Source organism: Microbacterium natoriense, assembly GCF_030816295.1.
Lineage (GTDB): Bacteria > Actinomycetota > Actinomycetes > Actinomycetales > Microbacteriaceae > Microbacterium > Microbacterium natoriense_A.
The window spans coordinates 697,365-717,289 of record NZ_JAUSXV010000001.1 but is presented as its reverse complement, the minus strand read 5'-3'; the positions used below and the strand labels follow the sequence as shown (position 1 = coordinate 717,289).

The 19,925-nt window shown below is 69.1% G+C and carries 18 protein-coding genes and 1 pseudogene; 10 read left to right on the top strand and 9 right to left on the bottom strand.

Annotated elements, in window-relative coordinates:
* Window positions 1-53: 53 nt before the first annotated feature.
* The 7 genes and pseudogenes from QFZ53_RS03415 to QFZ53_RS03385 form a co-directional block, all read right to left on the bottom strand.
* A complete protein-coding gene (locus tag QFZ53_RS03415; protein WP_307293494.1) occupies window positions 54-1,544 on the bottom strand; it encodes a lipase maturation factor family protein in 1,491 nt (496 codons plus the stop codon).
* A 120-nt stretch (window positions 1,545-1,664) separates the two neighbouring features.
* A complete protein-coding gene (locus QFZ53_RS03410; protein WP_307293490.1) occupies window positions 1,665-2,591 on the bottom strand; it encodes a glycine betaine ABC transporter substrate-binding protein in 927 nt (308 codons plus the stop codon).
* A complete protein-coding gene (locus QFZ53_RS03405) occupies window positions 2,584-3,534 on the bottom strand; it encodes an ABC transporter permease (protein ID WP_307293487.1) in 951 nt (316 codons plus the stop codon). The genes QFZ53_RS03410 and QFZ53_RS03405 overlap by 8 nt, the downstream gene beginning before the upstream one ends.
* A pseudogene (locus tag QFZ53_RS03400) lies at window positions 3,531-4,875 on the bottom strand (quaternary amine ABC transporter ATP-binding protein). The gene QFZ53_RS03405 and the pseudogene QFZ53_RS03400 overlap by 4 nt, the downstream one beginning before the upstream one ends.
* Before the next feature lie 320 nt (window positions 4,876-5,195).
* Window positions 5,196-6,302 carry a methyltransferase gene (locus QFZ53_RS03395; protein WP_307293484.1) on the bottom strand — a complete coding sequence of 369 codons (1,107 nt, stop codon included), beginning with the start codon at window positions 6,300-6,302 and terminating at the stop codon, window positions 5,196-5,198.
* A 14-nt stretch (window positions 6,303-6,316) separates the two neighbouring features.
* Entirely contained in the window at window positions 6,317-7,048 is a 732-nt protein-coding gene (locus QFZ53_RS03390) for an IclR family transcriptional regulator (protein WP_307293479.1), read from the bottom strand.
* A 1-nt stretch (window position 7,049) separates the two neighbouring features.
* Window positions 7,050-8,324 carry an alanine racemase gene (locus tag QFZ53_RS03385; RefSeq protein ID WP_307293476.1) on the bottom strand — a complete coding sequence of 425 codons (1,275 nt, stop codon included), beginning with the start codon at window positions 8,322-8,324 and terminating at the stop codon, window positions 7,050-7,052.
* A gap of 102 nt (window positions 8,325-8,426) precedes the next feature.
* Here QFZ53_RS03385 and QFZ53_RS03380 point away from each other — a divergent pair, with 102 nt between their 5' ends.
* From QFZ53_RS03380 to QFZ53_RS03355, 6 genes are all read left to right on the top strand, one after another.
* Window positions 8,427-9,347: a sugar kinase gene (locus tag QFZ53_RS03380; RefSeq protein ID WP_307293473.1), complete on the top strand. Its 921-nt coding sequence runs from the start codon at window positions 8,427-8,429 to the stop codon at window positions 9,345-9,347.
* A gap of 61 nt (window positions 9,348-9,408) precedes the next feature.
* Window positions 9,409-10,014 (top strand): bifunctional 4-hydroxy-2-oxoglutarate aldolase/2-dehydro-3-deoxy-phosphogluconate aldolase, encoded by a 606-nt coding sequence (locus tag QFZ53_RS03375; protein WP_307293470.1) that lies wholly within the window; start codon window positions 9,409-9,411, stop codon window positions 10,012-10,014.
* A gap of 139 nt (window positions 10,015-10,153) precedes the next feature.
* On the top strand, window positions 10,154-10,531 hold the full coding sequence (locus QFZ53_RS03370; protein ID WP_307293467.1) for a GntR family transcriptional regulator: 378 nt from the start codon (window positions 10,154-10,156) through the stop codon (window positions 10,529-10,531).
* Window positions 10,528-11,430 (top strand): ABC transporter ATP-binding protein, encoded by a 903-nt coding sequence (locus QFZ53_RS03365; protein ID WP_307293464.1) that lies wholly within the window; start codon window positions 10,528-10,530, stop codon window positions 11,428-11,430. Before QFZ53_RS03370 ends, QFZ53_RS03365 begins: the two co-directional genes overlap by 4 nt.
* Entirely contained in the window at window positions 11,430-12,116 is a 687-nt protein-coding gene (locus tag QFZ53_RS03360) for a hypothetical protein (protein WP_292906854.1), read from the top strand. Before QFZ53_RS03365 ends, QFZ53_RS03360 begins: the two co-directional genes overlap by 1 nt.
* A gap of 128 nt (window positions 12,117-12,244) precedes the next feature.
* A complete protein-coding gene (locus QFZ53_RS03355; protein ID WP_307293461.1) occupies window positions 12,245-13,045 on the top strand; it encodes a MerR family transcriptional regulator in 801 nt (266 codons plus the stop codon).
* A gap of 144 nt (window positions 13,046-13,189) precedes the next feature.
* On the opposite strand, the gene QFZ53_RS03350 is transcribed toward QFZ53_RS03355, so the two are convergent.
* Window positions 13,190-13,408, bottom strand: coding sequence for an SCO4848 family membrane protein (locus QFZ53_RS03350; protein WP_292906850.1), 219 nt, complete (start codon window positions 13,406-13,408; stop codon window positions 13,190-13,192).
* A 176-nt stretch (window positions 13,409-13,584) separates the two neighbouring features.
* On the opposite strand from QFZ53_RS03350, the gene QFZ53_RS03345 reads away from it, so the two are divergent.
* The 4 genes from QFZ53_RS03345 (at window position 13,585) to QFZ53_RS03330 (ending at window position 18,919) form a co-directional block, all read left to right on the top strand.
* The gene (locus tag QFZ53_RS03345) at window positions 13,585-14,193 is read left to right on the top strand and encodes an RNA polymerase sigma factor (protein ID WP_292906848.1); all 609 of its coding nucleotides are present in this window, start codon (window positions 13,585-13,587) and stop codon (window positions 14,191-14,193) included.
* A complete protein-coding gene (locus tag QFZ53_RS03340) occupies window positions 14,190-14,645 on the top strand; it encodes a hypothetical protein (RefSeq protein ID WP_307293456.1) in 456 nt (151 codons plus the stop codon). Before QFZ53_RS03345 ends, QFZ53_RS03340 begins: the two co-directional genes overlap by 4 nt.
* Window positions 14,646-14,720: 75 nt before the next feature.
* Window positions 14,721-16,274 (top strand): S8 family peptidase, encoded by a 1,554-nt coding sequence (locus tag QFZ53_RS03335; protein ID WP_307293453.1) that lies wholly within the window; start codon window positions 14,721-14,723, stop codon window positions 16,272-16,274.
* 149 nt (window positions 16,275-16,423) lie between these two features.
* Complete coding sequence (locus QFZ53_RS03330) at window positions 16,424-18,919, top strand: CHAT domain-containing protein (RefSeq protein ID WP_307293450.1); 2,496 nt, start codon at window positions 16,424-16,426, stop codon at window positions 18,917-18,919.
* A 228-nt stretch (window positions 18,920-19,147) separates the two neighbouring features.
* Here the strand turns inward: QFZ53_RS03330 and QFZ53_RS03325 are convergent, their stop codons facing one another.
* The gene (locus QFZ53_RS03325; RefSeq protein ID WP_292906840.1) at window positions 19,148-19,924 is read right to left on the bottom strand and encodes a DeoR/GlpR family DNA-binding transcription regulator; all 777 of its coding nucleotides are present in this window, start codon (window positions 19,922-19,924) and stop codon (window positions 19,148-19,150) included.
* Between the last annotated feature and the right edge of the window lies 1 nt (window position 19,925).

Genomic DNA, 19,925 nt, shown 5'->3' with positions numbered 1-19,925 from the left:
TCCAACAGAACACAACATAGGGCATTGCCCGGCGCTGACTCTCCTGCGCTTCGCTACTTCAGCCCGACCGGCTCCATGATCACCTTCCGTCCTGTCCGCACCCAGACCGCGCCCTCGGCCTTGCGTTCGGCGCGGGCGGCGAAGCGGTAGCGGTACGACACGGCTCGCACCCACCGTGGCTTCTCGCCCGCGAACGGATCGGTCCGCAAGAGGGCGAGGGTGGGGGCATCCGCCTCGAGCAACCGCACCAGGAACCCGGTGAACCAGTCGTCGAGCGAACGCCCGAGCGGCAGGAACCACATCAGCCAGTCCAGACGCAGGTGATACGGCGCGAACTGCCGCGGCACCCGTCGCACGTCACCGGGCTTGCCCTTGAACTCGTACTCGCGCCATTCCGCGCCGTCTTCGTCGGGCGATCCCTCGACGACGATCTCGACGCGCTCCTTCGTCACCGTGCCGAACGCTCCGTAGGCGTTCGCGAGCTGCCAGCGGTTGAAGCTCGCGTTCATGAGTTGACGGCGCGCGAAGAGGTTGCGCACGGCGGGCCAGCTGACAGCGAGATACAGGATGCCGACGGCGCAGGTGAGGGCGAACCAGTACAGCGGGATGCCGTCGATGACCCAGGGCGTCTCGTCTCCCTGGGCTGGCTCGACGACCGAGGGAAGGCCGATCGCAGAGAACCCGATCACGATCGTGGCCCAGTTCAGCCAGGCGAAGTTGCCGGTGAGCACGAGCCAGAACTGCGTGGCGATGACGATCACACCCGCCACGGCGCCGACGATCTGCGGCACGGGCCCGGGAACCCATCCTTCGACAGGCTCAGGAACCCAGCTCAAAAGGGACGCGAACAGGAAGAACGGCACCACCAGCTGCGCGAAGTGGTTGCCGACGACCTCGACTCGGTGGAACCACCGCGGCAGCAGATGCGCCTGGCGGCTCAGTGGACCGGGCATCGGCTGCGTCTCGTGGTGATACATGAGCGCGGTGAGATCCCGCCATTCGCGGCCGCCGCGGATCTTGATCATTCCCGCACCGAACTCGAGCCGGAACAGCAGCCACCAGAACAGCACGATCACCACGGTCGGCGGCGGCTGGTCGTTCGAGCCGAGGAAGGCGGCGAGGAACCCCGCTTCGAGCAGCAGCATCTCCCACCCGAACGAGTAGAACGTCTGCCCGATGCTGACGATCGACATGTAGCCGAGCCAGAGCGCGAGGAAGCACACCATCGGCACCCAGGGCGGACCGAGTTGCGGGATGCCGGCGACGACGAGCAGCGAGACGGCCATGCCGAGCCAGCACAGGATGACGAGGCGTCGATCTGAATAGCGGATGCGGCGGAACAGCGTCGGGTTCAGCATCCGCTTCCTGGTGTCACTCGCCGCGACCCATTCGAGCAGCGCCGGCGCGGGAAGCAGGCCGCGTTCGCCGAGCAGCGGCCGGAACTGGTTGAGCGTCGAAAGGAACGCGACGAGATACAGCGCCGCGATGCCCCGCTGAAGGACTTCGCGGGCGAACCCGAAATCGACCGCTGCGAACCCGTCCACGCCGCCAGGCTACGCCCGGGGACGTGGACGGGTCAGGGGCTTGCGCCTGTCATGTCGATCCGGCTACCCGGGACCGCAGCAGTCACGAATCGGGGCCGACAGCGGTCGGCCCCGAAGCGGTCAGTCCTCGACGGTCCAGTCGAACTGGTCGCCGTACTCCTCGAGCCAGGCGTCGACGGCATCCGCCTCTTCGCCCTCGCCGTACTGGTTGACGACGAGGTCTTCGAGCGCTCCGTACTGCTCGTCGTCGAGCGTGATCTTCTCGATCAGCTCGGCCGCCTCGGGGAACTCGTCGGAGAACCCCTTCGTGCCGAGGAAGTGCAGGCCTTCGGCCTCGCCCATCGCGCCCTTCGGGTCTTCGAGATCCTTCACGGGGAAGGCGTCGTTGGCCCAGAAAGGCCGCCACAGCGTGACGACGATGTCTTCCTGCTTCTCGGTGGCCGCCTTCAGCTCGGTGAGCATGGCCGCGGTCGACGAGGTGAGCAGCGAGTACTCGCCGTCGAGCCCGTATGCCGACAGCATCTTGCCCGCCTGACCTGTGAGGCCCGCGCCCGGCTCGATGCCGACGATCTTTCCGCCGAAGTCGCCCCCGCGCCCCGCGAGATCGTCGATCGAGTCGATGTCGGAGTACTCGGGCACCGCGATCGTCAGCTTCGCGTGGTCGTAGTACGCGCCGAGATCCTCGATGTCGTCGGAGTACTTCTTCATGTACTCGGCGTGGGTGAGCTCGGGCCAGGCCGACGGGTAGAGGTCGACATCGCCCTGAGCGAGTCCCGCGTAGAGCGGCCCCGCCTCGGTGAGCGTCTTCATCTCCACGTCGTAGCCGAGCTTCTCGAGCTGATCCTGCAGCAGGAACGCAGTGCTGAGGCCGTCTGTCCAGCTGGGCAGATAGCCGAGCGTGATGGTTCCCTTGTCGCCGCCGCCTGCGCTCGAACCGTCGCCGGTGAGACCGCTGGTGCCGCCGGCGCCGTCGGTCGCGCAGCCTGCGAGGGCAAGCGTCGCCGCGAGCCCGAGAGCCGCTGCGCTGAAGATCCTGTTCTTAGGCATTCTGAAGCTCCTTCTCGTCGGTGCGGACCGCACTGGCGTCGGCCACCGCCGCAGATGCCGCGGCAGCACGCTGCCCGGAGCGTCGCTGTGCGAGCGTCCAAAGCAGGGAGCCGGGGTGGCGGCCCAATGACCCGAGCGCCGCGGTGACGCGGTCGAGGAAGACGGCGATGAGCACGACGCCCAGACCGGCCTCGACGCCCTTGGCGATGTTCACGGTCGAGATGGCCTCGACGACCATCTTCCCGAGTCCGTCGGCGCCGGCCATTCCGGCGATCACGGCCATCGACAGCGCGAGCATGATGACCTGGTTGACGCCGGCGAGGATCGTCGGCATCGCGAGCGGAAGCTGGATGCCGCGCAGGATCTGCGAGGGCGTCGCGCCGAAGGCCTGCCCGGCTTCGACGGTCTCGGAGTCGACTCCGCGGATGCCGAGTTCGGTGAGGCGCACGCCCGGGGGCAGCGCGAAGATCACCGTGGCGACGAGACCGGGAACCACGCCGATGCTGAAGAACACGATCGCGGGGATCAGGTAGACGAACGCCGGCATGGTCTGCATGAAGTCGAGCACCGGTTTGAGCACCGCGCGCACAGTGGGATTGCGGGCCGACCAGATGCCGAGCGGGATCGCGATGAGCACCGCCACGAGCGCCGCGACCAGCACGAGCGCGAGCGTCTGCATCGCGGGCACCCACAGCCCCATCGCGACGATGAGGCCGAAGGAGATCACGGTGCCGATCGCGAGCTGCCATGAGCGCACCAGCCAGGCGATCAGCGCCGCGACCACGATCACGACGTAGAAGTAGGGCAGGAGCAGGAGGAAGGTGAGGCCCTCGACGAGGAACGTCACCACGAACGAGACGACGTCGAGGAAGCCGTCGAGATTGGCTTTGATCCAGTCGACGGCGGACTCGACCCAGGCGCCGACGGGCAGGTGGAAGTTCATCGGGTGATCTCCTCGCTCGGCGTCGCATCTTCTCCGCGTTCGAGTCCGCGCTCGACGACCGGGAAGGTCGCCGGCTCTGCGGTCCAACCGTCATCGAGCACCGCGTCGATCTCGGCCTGCGGCATCGGCATGAGCGGCAGCGTGAGCTCGCCCGTCGCGCCGGGACCGGGGCCGAGGGCAGCGAGCAGGGTGACGCGCGGGATGACGCCGACCAGTCGGCCGTCGGCATCCGTCACCGCCAGCGGCACGGGCGATTCGACGGCCGGGATGAACAGGTTCATCAGCACCTCGTTCTCGTCGACCGCGAGCGGCACGGGCTTCAGGATCGACGCGAGCGTCGTCTCGCCCTTGCGGACCAGCTTCACGGCGTCGCGGTCGGTCACGATGCCGACGAGCTTGCGGTCGCGTCCGACGACGTAGGTCGCCGACATGTAGGCGTCGCGCATCTGGCGCAGCGCAGTGCGAGGTCCCGCCGTTTCGGCCACGACCGGACGGGGGCGCTCCATCACGTTCGACGCGGTGAGCACGCGGGCGCGGTCGACGTCCTGCACGAACTGCTCGACGTAGTCGTTGGCGGGGTCTGTGAGGATGTCCTCCGGCGTGCCGATCTGCACGATGCGACCGTCGCGCATCACCGCGATGCGGTCGCCGAGGAACATCGCCTCGTTGAGGTCGTGCGTGATGAAGACGATGGTCTTCTGCAGCTTCTCCTGCAGCTCGAGGAGCTGCTCCTGCATCTCGCGGCGGGATCAGCGGGTCGAGGGCGCTGAACGCCTCGTCCATCAGCAGGATGTCGGTGTCAGCGGCGAGGGCACGGGCGATGCCGACGCGCTGTTGCATGCCGCCCGAGAGCTCGGAGGGCAGCTTGTCGCCTTGGCCCTCGAGCCCGACGAGGGAGAGGATCTCCTCGGCCTTCGCGAGGCGCTCGGCACGGGGCACGCCCTTGAGCTCGAGCGGGTAGGCGACGTTCGCGACCACGGTGCGGTGCGGCAGCAGGGCGAAGTGCTGGAACACCATCGAGATGCGGTCACGGCGGATCTCGCGCAGACGCGAGGCGGGGATGCCGGTGATCGGGTCGCCGGCGACGAGGACCGAGCCGTCGGTCGCCTCGTGCAGCCCGTTGAGCATGCGGATGATGGTGGACTTGCCCGATCCGGACAGTCCCATGATGACGAAGATCTCACCGCGGTTCACGGTGAAGCCGGCGTCGATGACGGCGGCTGTTCCTGCGTCGGTGACGTCGGTGCGGCGCTCCCCGGCCTTCAGCCGGCGAACGGCCTGGTTCGGATTCTTCCCGAACACCTTGTAGAGATGGCGCGCTTCAAGTGCGATTTCGGACACGTTTCCCCCGCGGCGCGCCCTGTGGGGCGAGCCCGCTTCGGTTACGCCCGGGTGACGTTCACGGGGCCGTTTCGAGTGCTTCGCTGTGGCGGCGCTGGCAAGGGATTTCGGATCCCTCGCAGAGAACATCGACCGTACGCCCACGCCTCTTCGCAGCACAGCACATCGAAAGAAGGACGCGGCCGCGGACTGGTCTTGGGCCAGAAGGCCCACAGACCAACATAACGAAATGGCCGATCAGGGGCAAATCCGGGATGCTGATCACTGTTCGGTTTCCGCGGCTGACCGGGGGAATGCGCGGGTCTCGCGAGTATGAAGAGTCAGCGCCTGACGCTGCGCGTCACCGTGAACTTCGGCGTGCGCTCGACCTGCTCGGTAGTGCCGATCAGACGGGTCAACTCGGCGCGGTAGCCGAGCGAGGAGTTGTAGACCGTCCAGAGCTCGCCGCCGGGTCGCAGCATCCGAGCCGCCGCCTCGAACAACCGGGTCGCCGCACCGGTGTGAACGCTGGTGCCGAGGTGGAATGGCGGGTTCAGCAGCACGACATCGATCGAACCGGTCTCGATCTCTGATCCGGCGTCGTCATGCGTCACGGTCACGCGGTCGTCGACCCCGTTCGCGAGAACGGTGGCTCGAGCGGATGCCGCGGCCGCCGCCGAGCGATCGGTCGCGATCACGTGAGCCCCGGGGTGAGCGATCGCGTACGAGACCGCGAGCGCGCCCGTGCCGCAGCCCAGGTCGACGACGGTCTCCCCCGTGGGCATCCGCCCGAGCGCGTCGAGCAGCACGCGAGTGCCGATGTCGAGCCGGGCTCCGGCGAAGGCGCCACCGTGCGCGACGAGGGTCAGGCCTTCGTGCTGCACCGTCACCGGGAACGGCGGCGATGCGGGGGCGGGCAGCGGAGATGACGCCACGATCAGCCGTGACTTCCGCTCGGCGCGCTGCGCCTGCACCGACGCGAGCGAACGCGCGAGCACCTCGTTCTGCGCGAGAGTCATGTGCTTGACCCTGCCCCCGGCGACGAGCACGGCATCCGGAGCGGCCCAGCGCGCCACGGCATCCACGATCTCTTCGAGCTCTGCGAGCGACTTCGGCAGCTGCAGGAGCACGAGCCGAGCGTCGGCGAGCAATGCCGAGTCGAGCTCGTGCGACACGAAGCCGGTCAGATCGAGGTCCTCGGCGTTCAGCGCCAGCGCTCTCCGGCCGGTCGCGAGATCCTGATGGACCCGGATGCCGGTGAGCCCGGCATCCGTCAGCGCCAGCGTGATCGCGCCGTACTCGTCGCCGATGACGGCGATCTCCGCACCCGGGATGTCGGAGTCGAGCGCTCTCTCGACGAGCAGCAGATCGGTCGCGTCGTGAGCCTGCAGGTTCTCGGCCTCGACGTCGGGCCGCCGGCGAAGGCGGGCGTAGGGGAAGTCGGGCACCTCCCCAAGATACGTCAGCCGACCTCGCGGGCGATTTGCGCCGCCGTACGCTGCAGCAGCGGAATGCGCACGGCGAGCTCGTCGAGATCCTGCACAGCGCGGACTGCGGTGAGCGAAAGCGCGCCCACGACGCCCATCGGGCCGCGGATCGGCACGGCCACGCAGTTGACGAAGTCCTCGAACTCCGAGTCGTCCACTGCCCAGCCCCGAGCCGAGATCACGTCGAGTTCGGCGTCGAGCGCACCCCTCGACGTGAGGGTGTTGGCGGTGTGCGGTGTCCATGCGGTGCCGGCGAGCACGGCATCCCTGCGCTGATCGTCGAGGTCCGCGAGGATCGCCTTGCCGACCCCCGTGCAGTACGGCGGCACTCGCGAACCGATGCGCGAGTACATGCGCATGCCGCTCTGGTCCTCCGCTTTGTCGACATAGACGATCGAGTCGTCGATCAGCGCGGCGACGTGCAGGGTGTTGCCGGTGACCTCGTGCAGATCGCGCAGCGGAGCGGCTGCGGCCTTCCTGAGGTCGAGATGCTCCAGCGCGACCTGGGCGAGCGAGACGAGGTGGAACGCCAGAACGTACGCCCCATCGCCACGGCGACGCACGTAGCCGACGTCTTCGAGCGTCTGCAGCTCGCGGAACATGGTCGAGCGGTGCAGCCCGAACTCCGTCGCGAGTTCGGCCACGCTCTGCGGACGCGACGCGATCGCGTCGACGATGAGGGCGGCCCTGCGCACGCTCTGCGACATGTCAGAAGAACGTCCGCACGAGCTCGATCACGCGGTCGTCGTCGGGCGAGGCCACGACCGGCAGGTAGTGCCATTTGTCGAAGGCCGTGCACGGGTGCGACAGCCCGAGCCGCACGACATCGCCGACGTGCACCTCGGCGGAGCGCAGGAACGTGTGCTGGTCGTTCATGGCCGAGATCGTGGCGCCGGGCAACGCCGTGGGCGGGGCGCCGAGGTCGGCGGCGACACCCTGCGGCTCTGGCAGCCCCTCGTCGAACGGGAGGTCGCGTTTGCCGCCGTCGAGCAGCGCGAGCCCTGGTTCGGGGTGGGAGACGACCCGGGTCCAGCCGTGCATCGCCGAGCGCAGTCGCCCTTCGTCGCTGCGACCGCCGTCGAGAGGTGAGATGCCGCGGTAGAAGCCGTCGTCATGCACGATGTAGGCGCCCGAGCGCAAGGTGAAACGGGTGCGATCGTCGCGCGCGATGGCCGGGGCGTACACGTCGGCCACGAGGTCGAAGTAGGCGCTGCCGCCGGCCGTCACGAAGACGTCGCCCTCGTCGTCGTACAGATCGCTGATCGCATCGTGCAGTGCGATCTGATTCTCCAGATATCCCCGCACCGCGGCGAGCGCCGCAGGCGATCGGTCATGGCCGAGGCTGCCTTCGTACCCTGCCACACCGGCGAGGCGGAGGACGTCGGATGCCGAGATCGCCCGTGAGATCTCGATCGCCTCGTCGACGGTGCGTGCGCCGGTGCGTCCACCCGGGGCGCCGAGCTCGACGCACACGTCGACGCGGCGGGGCACTCCCATCTCGCGGAGTGCACCCTGCATCCGCTCCACCGTCTCGAGCGAGTCGGCCCAGCTGACGAACGAGAGGTCGGGGTCGGCGAGCTCGGCCGAGAGGTAGCGCAGCGAGCGCGGGTCGATCACGGCGTTCGCGAGCATGATGTCGGCGAGACCGAAGGTGCGGGCGACGCGGACCTGGTCCATGTTGGCGAGCGTGATGCCTGGGCATCCGGCGTCGAGCTGGCGCTGCCACAGGGCGGGAGCCATCGTCGTCTTGCCGTGGGGCATGAGCTCGAGTCCGCGCTCGGCGGACCAGTCGGCCATCAGGGCGATGTTGTCGCGCATGGCTGCGCCGTCGAGGGCGATCAGCGGCGTCCAGAACTCGGGGAGCCGGGGGGTTGTGGCGAGGAATGCGTCGACCGTGAGCCCGAACGCGCGCTCGGGGATGCCCTTGTCGCGCGCCGAGAGACGCTCGGCGCCGAGCCCGTCGAGCAGAAGCCGCTGTGCCATCCGAGTCCTCCGCAGTCCTGGTACTGGGTCGAACCTACTCCAGGAACCATGTCTGTGCATATGCTGCAACGCTCGTTGCGTGCGCTGCACACACTCGTCATCATGACAATCATGACCGCAGCCGCCACCCCGGCCCTGATCGCCATCGGGGAGACCATGCTCCTCGTCACGCCGACCGATGCCACGCCCCTCGCCGAGGCCGAAGATGTGCGGCTGAGCATCGGAGGCGCCGAGTCGAACATCGCCGCGCACGTCGCCATCCTCGGCCAGAGCGCCGCATGGGTGAGCCGCCTCGGCGACGAGGTGCTCGGACACCGCGTGCACCGCGCTGTCGCCGCACACGGCGTCGACACGCGCTGGGTGGGCTTCGACCCCACTGCACCCACCGGGGTGTACTTCAAAGACCCCGGCCACGGCGTGCGCTACTACCGCGCCGGCTCGGCCGCCTCGCGCATGACCCCCGAGACCATCGCCGAGGTGCCGCTCGAAGACGCGCGGATCGTGCACGTCTCCGGCATCACGCCCGCGCTCTCCGCGAGCTGCGCCGCCATGATCGACACCGTGATCGACCGCGTCGCCGCGAGTCCGGCCCTGCTGAGCTTCGACGTGAACCATCGCGCGGCGCTGTGGTCGGCATCCGAGGCAGCGCCCGTGCTGCTCGCACTTGCGAACCGCGCCGACATCGTGTTCGTCGGGCTCGACGAGGCCGAGACGCTGTGGGGATGCCGCACCGCCGCCGACGTGCGAGCGCTCGTGTCGGCTCCCTCTCACCTGGTCGTGAAGGACGGTGCGGTCGGAGCGACGGAGTTCTCCCCCGACGGCGTGATGTTCGTGCCGGCCATCCCGACCGAGGTGGTCGAGGCCGTCGGAGCGGGCGACGCGTTCGCCGCCGGATATCTGTCGGGCGTGCTGAACGGAAGCTCTCCGCACGAGAGCCTGCGGCGCGGACATGAGCGAGCACACCTGGTGCTGCAGTCGACCCACGACGTGGTCGGGGTCGGCGAGACGGATGCCGCGGGCTGACCGCCCGCGATCGATGACAGGACCGGCCGCCCCCGCGGCCGGAGACGAGAGAAGGAAGACGATGGACAACTCCGGTTTCGAGGAGCTCTTCGGGGGCGCACCGCTCATGGCGATTCTGCGCGGCATGGGCGTAGAGCGCAGCCTCGCGGTGTCGACGACCGCGTGGGATCTGGGCATCGACATGGTGGAGCTCCCCATTCAGACGACGGAAGACCTCGAGGCGCTGCGCCTGGTCTCGGCCGCCGCTCGCGAACGCGGCAAGATCGTCGGCGCCGGCACTGTCGTGTCACTCGAGCACGTCGCCCAGGCGGCCTCAGCCGGAGCATCGTTCACGGTCAGTCCGGGGCTGGACCTCGAGATCGTCCGCGCGTCTCATGAGGCGGGCATGCTCAGCATGCCCGGCGTCGCGACCGCGAGCGAGGTGCAGCTCGCCATGAAGTCGGGGCTGACCTGGCTGAAGGCGTTCCCCGCCTCGGTGCTCGGGCCGCAGTGGCTCACCGCCATGCGCGGGCCGTTCCCGCAGGCCCGGTTCGTCACCACAGGAGGAATGAACGCGACGAACGCCGGCGAATATCTGAGTGCGGGGGCGAGCGTCGTGGCTGTGGGGACCGCGCTGGAGGATCCGGCGCAACTGCCGCTGCTGGCCTCGCTGCTCGGTCGGTCCTGACGCAACGCACCCCATCCTGGAAGAGCCGCCCGGCATGCCGAGGCGGCTCTTCTGCGTTCTGAGGCTCCTCTTGACACGCCCCCCAGTAACCTGGTTACTTAGTCATGTAACTAACCAACCAACTGCCTCCGGAGGACCCGTGATCGAAGAAGGCAAGCCGCTCTTCCTCCAGATCGCCGAGCGGATCGAGGACTCGATCCTCGACGGCTCGCTGACCGAGGAATCGCAGGCGCCTTCGACGAACGAACTCGCGGCGTTCTACCGGATCAACCCGGCCACGGCAGCGAAGGGAGTCGCAATGCTCACCGACAAGGGAGTGCTCTACAAGCGCCGCGGCATCGGCATGTTCGTCGCGGCCGGTGCCAAAGATTTCCTGCTCGGCGAACGCCGCTCCGCGTTCGCCGACCGCTACATCGATCCATTGCTCGCCGAGGCCCGCACGCTCGGGCTCGGCCCCGACGATCTCGCGAATATGCTCGCCGAGCGGGCCGCTCGCACCGAAGGGAGCCCCGCATGACCGCCGTCATCGAGGTGCACAACCTCACCAAGCGATACAAGGACAAGAACGCCCTCGACGACGTCACTCTGTCGCTCGAACCGGGCGCGATCTACGGCCTGCTCGGCCGCAACGGCGCCGGCAAGACGACGCTCATGTCGATCCTCACGGCGCAGAACTTCGAGACGTCAGGCACCGTGAAGGTCTTCGGCGAGCATCCGTACGAGAACGCGAGGGTGCTCAGCCGGCTCTGCTTCGTCCGCGAGAGCCAGAAGTACCCCGACGACGCGCACCCGCGCCACGCCTTCAAGGCGGCGAGCATGTTCTTCCCGAACTGGAGCCAGGCCGTCGCCGACGACCTGGTCGAGCAGTTCCAGCTGCCGATGAGACAGAAGATCAAAAAGCTCTCCCGCGGTCAGCTCTCCGCCGTCGGGGTCATCATCGGAATCGCGTCTCGCGCGGAGATCACCTTCTTCGACGAGCCCTACCTCGGCCTCGACGCGGTGGCCAGGCAGATCTTCTACGACCGCCTGCTCGAGGATTACGCGGAGCACCCGCGCACCGTCATCCTCTCGTCCCACCTGATCGATGAGGTCGCCAACCTCATCGAGAAGGTGATCGTGATCGACAACGGCCGGATCATCCTCAACGACGACACGGATGCCGTGCGCGACCGCGCCGTCACCGTGATCGGCGACGCGTCCGTCGTCGACTCATGGACGACAGGCCGCGAGGTGCTGCACCGGGAATCCCTCGGCCGGGTGGTCTCGGTGACCACTCTGGGCGCGCTCACGCCGGAGGAGCGAGCGGATGTCACCGCCGCCGGCCTCGAACTCGCGCCCGTGTCGCTGCAGCAGCTCATCGTTCGACTCACGCAGAACTCGTCGGCCAAGTCCGCCGTGAAAGAGGAGGTCGTGTGATGCGACGCATACTCAACGTCGTCCGCCTGCAGCTGATCAACCGCAACACTTTCTTCTGGATCCCGCTGATCATCCTCGCTGCGGCGACGGCGATGTCGATTCTCATCTACCTCCTGATCCCGTCAGGCGAGCCGAAGTACGGCGGCGGGGCACAGGCGCCGCTGTGGTACTTCTTCGCGATCGGCATCTCGGCGATGACCCTCACCTTCCCGTTCTCGCAGGCGATGAGCATCACCCGTCGCGAGTTCTTCCTCGGGACGATGCTGACGGCGGTGCTCGGCAGCACCTTCATGGGCCTGCTCTTCCTGATCGGCGGGGGCATCGAGCTCGCCACCGGCGGATACGGGGTCAACGGGTGGATGTTCTACCAGCCGTGGGCGTGGGTGGCTGGTCCGCTCGGCGCCTTCGTCGTGTTCTTCACGCTCGCGCTGTTCTTCTTCGTGATCGGTTTCACCGGCGCCACGATCTTCAAGACCTGGGGCGGCGTGGTGCTGACGATCATCGGCGTGGCGTTGGGCTTGGCGCTGATCGGCTTCGCCTACCTCGCGACGCGCTTCGAATGGTGGGGAGACGTCGGCCAGGTTCTGGGCGCCCTCGGCACTGTCGGCGTCGCGCTGTGGGGTCTCGTCGTCGTGGCCGTGCTCGCGCTCTTCTCGTTCCTCGCCTTCCGCCGAGCGAAGCCGTAGGCACGCCGCGCTCGCCGCGCGATGCCGCGCTCATCCGCGGCCTTGCCCGCGTCGTGATGAGAGCCCGCCAGGACGCGCAGGAGCGAGAGACTTGACCCTGACACTGTGGAAGGCGAGATAACGGAGACATGTTATCCATCGGAGCGTTCGCGCAGATCGGCCAGGTGACCCATCGGATGCTGCGGCATTGGGACACCGCCGGGCTGCTCGTGCCCGCCCATGTGGACGAGTCCAGCGGCTATCGGTCGTACGATCCGTCGCAGCTCGAGCGGCTGCACCGGATCGTCGCCCTGCGCCAGCTCGGCTTCGGCCTCGACGACATCGCGCAGATCCTCGAGCAGGGGATCGACGCCGGCCGCATCGCGGCCATGCTGCGCGTACGCCGAGCCGAAGTCGAAGAGGAGCACCGCGTCGCCGCGGCCAGACTCGTCGACGTGGAGCGGCGGCTCCACCTCATAGAGAGCGAGAACCACATGTCCACCGTCGAGATCATCGAGAAGCCCCTGCCCGCCGTTCGCCTCGCCGCGCATGTCGCCTCCGTGCCGGAGGACGAGGTGGGCGCCGCGGTCGGCCCCCTGTTCGAGCGCATCGAGAGCGTGCTCGCCGACGAGTGCGGCGCGCTGTCGACGCCGATCGCGCAGTACGAGCTCACCGAAGACGGCATGGAGATCACGGCCGGCTACGCATACGGCGGAGAGCGTCAAGAAGGGTTCGAGCTCGTCGATCTGCCTGCTGTCGAGCTCGCGATCTGCGGCGTGCACCTGGGGTCTATGGATCGCATCCGTGAGACCTGGGGAGCCGTGCACGCCGAGATCATCGCCCGTGGCTTCGTGCCCAGCGGACCGTGCCGCGAGCTCTACGTGCGGGCGGTATCGGAAGATCAGTCCGACTGGGTCACCGAGCTGCAGCAGCCCGTCGCGCGGCCCTGACCAGGAGGTGACGCGGGCCTGGCTTCAGGTTCGGCCTGGACTCACCCCGGCGTGCGAGAAGTCGGAGTTTGCGCGCGACATGCCGTGCAGGAGACCCCGCGGGCGGCGTGTCGCGCCGCGGCTCCGACTTTTCGCACGCAGAGGTCAGAGAGCCCCCGTCAGTGCGACGACTCCGACGAGCACCGAGACCAGGGCGAGCACGAGCGCGATCGCGATCAGCACCGCGTGCACCTTCAGGAATGCGGTCGGCTTGCCGTTCTCGTCCCTCGCGCGCGGGTCGTTCGAGACCCGCTTGTAGAACTGCGGCCAGACGAGGGCGTTGAACGCGGCGTTGAGGAAGAGCACGACGGCGAGGACGATCACCCTTCCACGCTAACCTCCTTCTCGCGAGGGGACCGGCGCCGGCATCCACACCGGCCGTATCCGCCCGGTTTTGCGGGATGCGAACGGTCCTCACCCGCTCCAACGGTTCATTTATCCGATACACGTATCAGGAAACCCTTGCCGCGCTCCTTCATGGTGTGATCACAATGGGTCTCATGATCGACGGCGTTCCCGACGCCGATCTCGATCCGACCGAAGACGGGGCGGCGCGGTGGCAGAGAGCCGCAGCCTTCTTCGGCGCATGGAGAGACGGCGACAGCCGCGCGATGGACGACCTCGTGCGGCTGATGTCTCCTGTGCTCTGGCACGTGGTGCGCGCTTACGGCCTCGAGCGGATGCTCGCGGAGGACGTCGTGCAGACCACGTGGCTGCAGCTCGTGCGCGGGCATGAACGGGTCGCCGATCCGCGTGCGGTCGCGGCATGGCTCACGACCACCGCCCGCCGCGAGGCGTGGAAGGTCGGCAAAGCGCACGGCAGAGTCGATCAGACGGATGCCGACGGCCTCGACGTCCTGCTCCCGCCACAGGCCTCCGCCGAGGAGCGCGCCACCACCGGCGATGAGAGGCGACGGCTCTGGGCAGCCGTACAAGCCCTCGACGAGCGGTGCCAGCGGCTGCTGCGCGTGATCGCGTTCGAAGACCGCCCCGACTACGCCGCTCTCGCCGCCGACCTGGCGATGCCGATCGGCAGCATCGGTCCGACGCGCAAGCGGTGCCTCACCAAACTCCGCGTCCTACTGGAGCCTGCGGGAGGAGCATCATGACCGAGCACGAAGACGCCGAGCTGTTCGCGCGGCTCCGCTCCCTGTGGACCGAGGTCGACCCGATTCCCGCGAGCCTGATCGATCGCATGATCGCGACCGTCGCCACCGACTCGTTGTCGGCGGAGTACGCGCTGCTCACCCTCGTCGACCAGCCTCTCGGAGAGGTCAGGGGAGACGCGGATGCTCTCACGCTGCAGTTCAGCGACGGCACCACGAGCATCCTGCTCCACGTCACCACGACGGCGAGCGGACGCCATCGCATCGACGGCTGGGTCGACACCGCCTCGGCGGCGATCGTGCTCAGCCAGGGCGACGGCATCCGCTCCACCGCCCCTTCGGACACCGGTCGGTTCGTCTTCGACGACGTGCCCGCGGGCCTCACCCGAGTGCGCCTGACGACCAGGGTCGGCGATGAGGATCGCACCCTGTCGACACCGCAGTTCGAGCTGTGATGACGGCCGCCACCCGCATCTGACCGGCATCCGACGACGACACCGCGGGCACGCCCGCCATGAGAGGAACGACCGATGGAGCAGCCCGAGGGATGGACCTGGCAGGATCGCGCGGAAGGATCGATCCGCCGCGGCACGGCGCTCGATCCGAATGTCGAACGAGTCGACGGCATCCGAGCCTTCCCCACCGCATACCTGCCCGAGCGGCTGCTGATCACGCACGACGACGACAACGGCGCCTACGACCGCGAGGTCAAGACCCTGCACGAGGCGGCGGCGTCGTTCGGCTGGCAGCTGATCCTCGACGAGCCCGCGCAGCGGCGGGGTCTCACCGCCGAGATCCCCTGGTTCGTGCGCGCCCGTCTCACCACGCCCGATGACGCCGGCAGCGGCGAATCGCCCGTGGCACCCGACGCCTGGCGCGTGCTGCAGCGCGCGCGGAGGATCTCTCGTTCGCCCATGCCCCGCACGAGCCTCGAGCACGTGCTGTCGATCGACCCCGTGGGACTCAACCCGTTCACCAGGACGAACCCGTTCACGCGAACGAATCCGTTCACGCGCACGAACCCGGTGGGCGCCGGGGGAGCCGCGGGCAGCGAGGACTACCTGCAGCCGGGGCGCGGTGCTCGGCAGCCGGTGAGCTGGCTCGGCCCGGCGCCGCTGCGTGGCCCCGCCCCGCGCAAGGGCCGCCGAACGGTCGTCGCGGTGCTCGACACCGGATGCGGCGTGCATGAGTGGCTTCCCGACGACATCGTGACGAAGCACGTCGACGTCGACGGGGTGCCGGTCGGGCTGACCGACGACGCGGATCCGGAGCGCTACCCGGATCTGTACGGGCAGCTCGACGGCGAGATCGATGCGGTGGCCGGGCATGGCACCTTCATCGCCGGTGTCATCCGCCAGGCGGCGCCGGATGCCGACATCCTGTCGATCCGCATCGCCGGCGCTCTCGGCGTCGTCGACGAGAGCACATTCCTGGACACTCTCGCGCAGGTCGTCGAGCTGCTGCGGCGGCACCGCGAGAACCCGCGCACCGGGCATCCGATCGACGTCCTCAACCTCTCTCTCGGGTACTACCACGAGACGCCCACCGACGGGCTCTTCAGTCTGACCCTGAACGCCCTGCTGACCAGGGCGCGCGAGCTCGGCTGCGTCGTCGTGTGCTCGGCGGGCAACGACGCGATCGACCGCCCGTCGTTCCCGGCCTCGCTGTGGGCGTGGCCGGGCGCCGACAACGGCATCCCCCGCGATGACGACGCTCCCCTTGTATCGGTGGGCGCGCTCAATCCGTCTTCCTGCTCGGTCGCGCTGTTCTCGAACGTCGGCCCGTGGGTGCGCGTGTATGCACCCGGCGCCGCTGTCGTGAGCACGTCACCGGCCTTCGTCGGCGGAGAACAGGCGTCGTCGAGAGCAGATTTCGCGGGGCTCAGCCGGGAGACGCTCGACCCTGACGATTACCGCGGTGGCTTCGCGGTGTGGAGCGGAACGTCGTTCGCGGCCCCGTACGTCGCGGGTCGGATCGCGGCGCAGCTCGGCGCGGTTCCCCTCTCGGGGGTGAAGACCTCGACCGCGGCAGAGGTCGTCAAGAAGGTGCTGGAGGGACTGCCCACGCCGGTGGTTCAGGGCTGATCACGGGCACAGCGGGCGCGCTCCGACGTCGACGGAGACGCCCCTCGGCCGGCTGATCAGCCACCTCGCGCTGCTCACAGCCGGCGAACGCGGAACATCTCGAGCGCCGCGCACTTCCCCCGGCGCTTCGGGCACGCCATCCTGGGGACATGCCCCTGTCTGCCGCCGAACTGCACCGCCGTGGAGTGACCGCGGCGAACGCCAGGAGGTTCGGCCAGGCACGACGCGCGTTGACCGCAGCATCGGCCCGTGCCGACGATCACGACCTGCGCGCGCGGATCGACGGCACTCTGGCCTACGTCCTCGCGCAGACCGGGCACCCCGGCGACGCCGAGCGGCTCTCTCGCAAAGCCCTCGCCCGGCCCGGTCTGAGCGCCGAGACGACGGCGATGCTCGGAGGGCAGCTCGGCACACTTCTGCTGCACTCCGGTCGCCTCGATGAGGCGCAGGCGATGCTCACGCTGGCCATCGACGGAATCGACGCCGCCGCCGACTCGGGCGACGCCGACGAGGTCGGCGCCGAGACGACCGAACTCGCGAACCTTCTCGTGAACCGTGCGGTGACGCGGATGCAGCTGCACGAGCTCGCCGCATGCGTCGCCGATCTCGAACGGGCCGCGGCCATCTACGAATCCCGAGGGGAGGACGAACCGCTCGCCGAGGCACGCCACAACCTGGGCTACGCCGCGCTGCTGGGCGGCGACCTGGTGACCGCGCTCGCGTCGATGACCCGTTCGCGACCGACTCTCGCCGCCACGAGCGATCTCGCCGCCGCCATCAGCGACCTCGACCGCGCCGAGGTGCTGCGCGATGCCGGCCTCACGACCGAGGCCGAAGAGTTGCTCGCCACGGTGGCCGAGCAGTTCGGGGCGCAGGGCATGCGCCAGGCCCGAGGTGAGGCGGAGTTCCATCTCGCCAGATCGCAGCTGCGACACGACGTCGCGGCCGCTGAGCGCACGGCCGCCACGGCGGCGCGCCGTTTCACCCGCCTCGGCAACGAGGGCTGGGCGGCCCGAGCCGACGCCGTGCGGCTCGAGGCGCGGGTGCGAGCCTCGCGCCCCACCGCGGCCGCGGACTTCGCGCGCACAGCATCCGCTCTGCGCACAGCGGGGTTCCGCACCGAGGCGACCGCGCTGGCGCTGACCTCGCGACTCGTCGACGACGGGCGGATGCCGCGCCTCGCCGCCGACGCCCCGACGCCGTTGCGGTTGCGCGCCTTCGAAGTGCGGGCGGTGCGCGCCTCGAGCGTCGGGCGCGATGCGCAGGCACGGCGCGACGCGGCGGCGGGCCTCGAACTGCTCACGGCGTGGCAGCAGTCGTTCGGCGCTCTCGACCTTCAGGCCTCGGTGGCGATGCACGGCACCGAACTGATCTTCGCGGGTCTCCGGGCCGCGGCCCGATCGGGCGACCCTGCTGTTCTCTTCGAGTGGTCGGAGCGCGCCCGCCACCTCAGCCAGCAGGTCGCTCCTGTGCGCCCGCCGCACGATGACGGGCTCTCGGCGGATCTCGCCGAGCTGCGGATGCTGCGCGCCGACCTCGCCGGTTCCGACTGGACCGCCGACGCACGCGTGCGAGCGCTGCGCGACCGGGTGCGGGAACGCCAGTGGTCGGGAACCGGCACCTCGGGGAGCCGAGATCGGATCGGGCTCTCCGAGGCCCAGGCGCTGCTCGGCGATGACACCGCGATTCTCGCCTACGTGTTCACCGGCGCGGAGTTGCGATGTGTGGTGGCGACGGCATCCGCCTCATGGACCGTCGCTCTCGACTGGCCTCGCGTGCAGGCCGCTCTCGACGGTCTGCGAGCCGACCTCGACGTCGCCGCGCTCACCCGCGGAGGGCCGATGGCCGGTCCGGTCGAGCGCTCGCTCGCCGATCGCCTGCAGCGTCTCGACCGCGAACTGATCGTGCCGCTGGGGGTCGACGCGGGGCGCTTCGCCCTGACCGTGCCCGGTGTGCTCGGCGGCATCCCGTGGGCGATGCTGCCGAGCCTGCACGGCGTGCCGTTCACGCTGGCGACCTCGGTCTCCCGGTGGCTCGAGCACCGCGACGGCGACCACGTTCGTCGACGCCCCGCTTCAGCTGTGACGGAGGTGGGCGGCGAGGCCCTGACCGCGACGGCCGGCTTCGCGGCGGGCCCGCGGGTACCGCGCGCAGAGGAAGAGGTGCGGCGTGCGGCCGACGCCTGGGAGGTCGCCGAGGTGCTGACCGGCGACGGCGCACAGGTCGACGCGGTCACCGATCTCGCCGCGCGCAGCGACGTCCTGCACATCGCCGCGCATGGGCGGCACGCCACCGACAACCCGCTGTTCTCGGGGCTCGAGCTCGCCGACGGCGCGCTCTTCGGCTACGACATCGATCTGATTCCGCAGACTCCGGCCACGGTCGTGCTGTCGGCGTGCGAGCTCGGCCGCTCTTCCGTGCGGTGGGGCGAAGAGGCGCTCGGCATGACCCGGGTCTGGCTCCACGCCGGCACGCGGTGCGTGATCGCCGCACCGGTGGTCGTGGCGGATGCTGTGGCCGGAGAGCTGCTCGCAGCCGTGCATGCGGGCCTCGCGGCAGGCGAGGATCCTGCGGATGCGCTGGCCGCGGCATCTCGCAGCACCGGCCTTCATGCGCCGTTCCAATGCCACGGCAGCGGATTCTGAAGAATTTCTCCATTCGATGTATCAGACGCGGCCTGACCTGCTCCTGATCTTCGGAAGGTGCCGATGCGAAAGGGCTTCGAGAAGGCGGAGCGCGGGAGGCGCAGTCGAACTGGGGAACCTGTGCACTGGGGAGTGCAGGGACACGACATGGACACCGACTACTCAGGGGGTGCCGCGGTTGCAACCGCGGCACCCCCGCCGGGTTTCATCCGGTCGCCGAGCCAGGGCTCAGGCCGTGCGCACTTCGTAGCCCGCTTCGCGTAGCGCGGCGAGAGTGGCGGCGTCGGCGTCGGCATCCGTCAGCACCACGGGGAAGAGCTCGGCCTCGCCCACGGAGGCGAATGCCGTGATCCCGAGTTTGCTGGAATCGGTCACGACCACGGCTTGCCGGGCTCGCTCGGCCATCATGCGGTTCACGGCAGCCTCGCGCTCATCCTGCGTGGAGGCGCCGGATGCCGCATCCATCCCGTTCACCCCGATGAAGGCGATGTCGAGGCGCACTCCGCGCAGCAGCTGTTCGACGAACGGGCCGACGAGCTCGTAGCTGCGCGAGTGGATCACTCCGCCCGTCACGACGACCTTGATGTCGGGGCGGGTGGCGAGCTGGGCTGCGATGTTCACGGCGTTCGTGACGACGGTGATGCCGCCGCCCTCCGCGAGATCGTCCCTCGCGGCGAGTGCGGCGGCGATGGCCGTCGTCGTGGTTCCGCCGGAGAGGCCGACGACCATGCCGGGGAGCACGAGCTCGGCCGCGGCCTGGGCGATCGCCTTCTTCTGCTGGGTGCGCAGGTGGCTCTTGTAGCGGATCGGCAGCTCGTAGGCGACGGCCTGGGCGACGGCGCCGCCATGGGTCCTCGTGAGAAGGCGCTGCTCGGCGAGACTGTCGAGGTCACGTCGAGTGGTGGCCTGCGACGCACCGAAGCGTTCGACCAGGTCCTCGACCGTGACCTCCCCCGACGCGGCCAGCAGATCGAGGATCGCGTTCAGACGCGCGGCTCGCTTCATG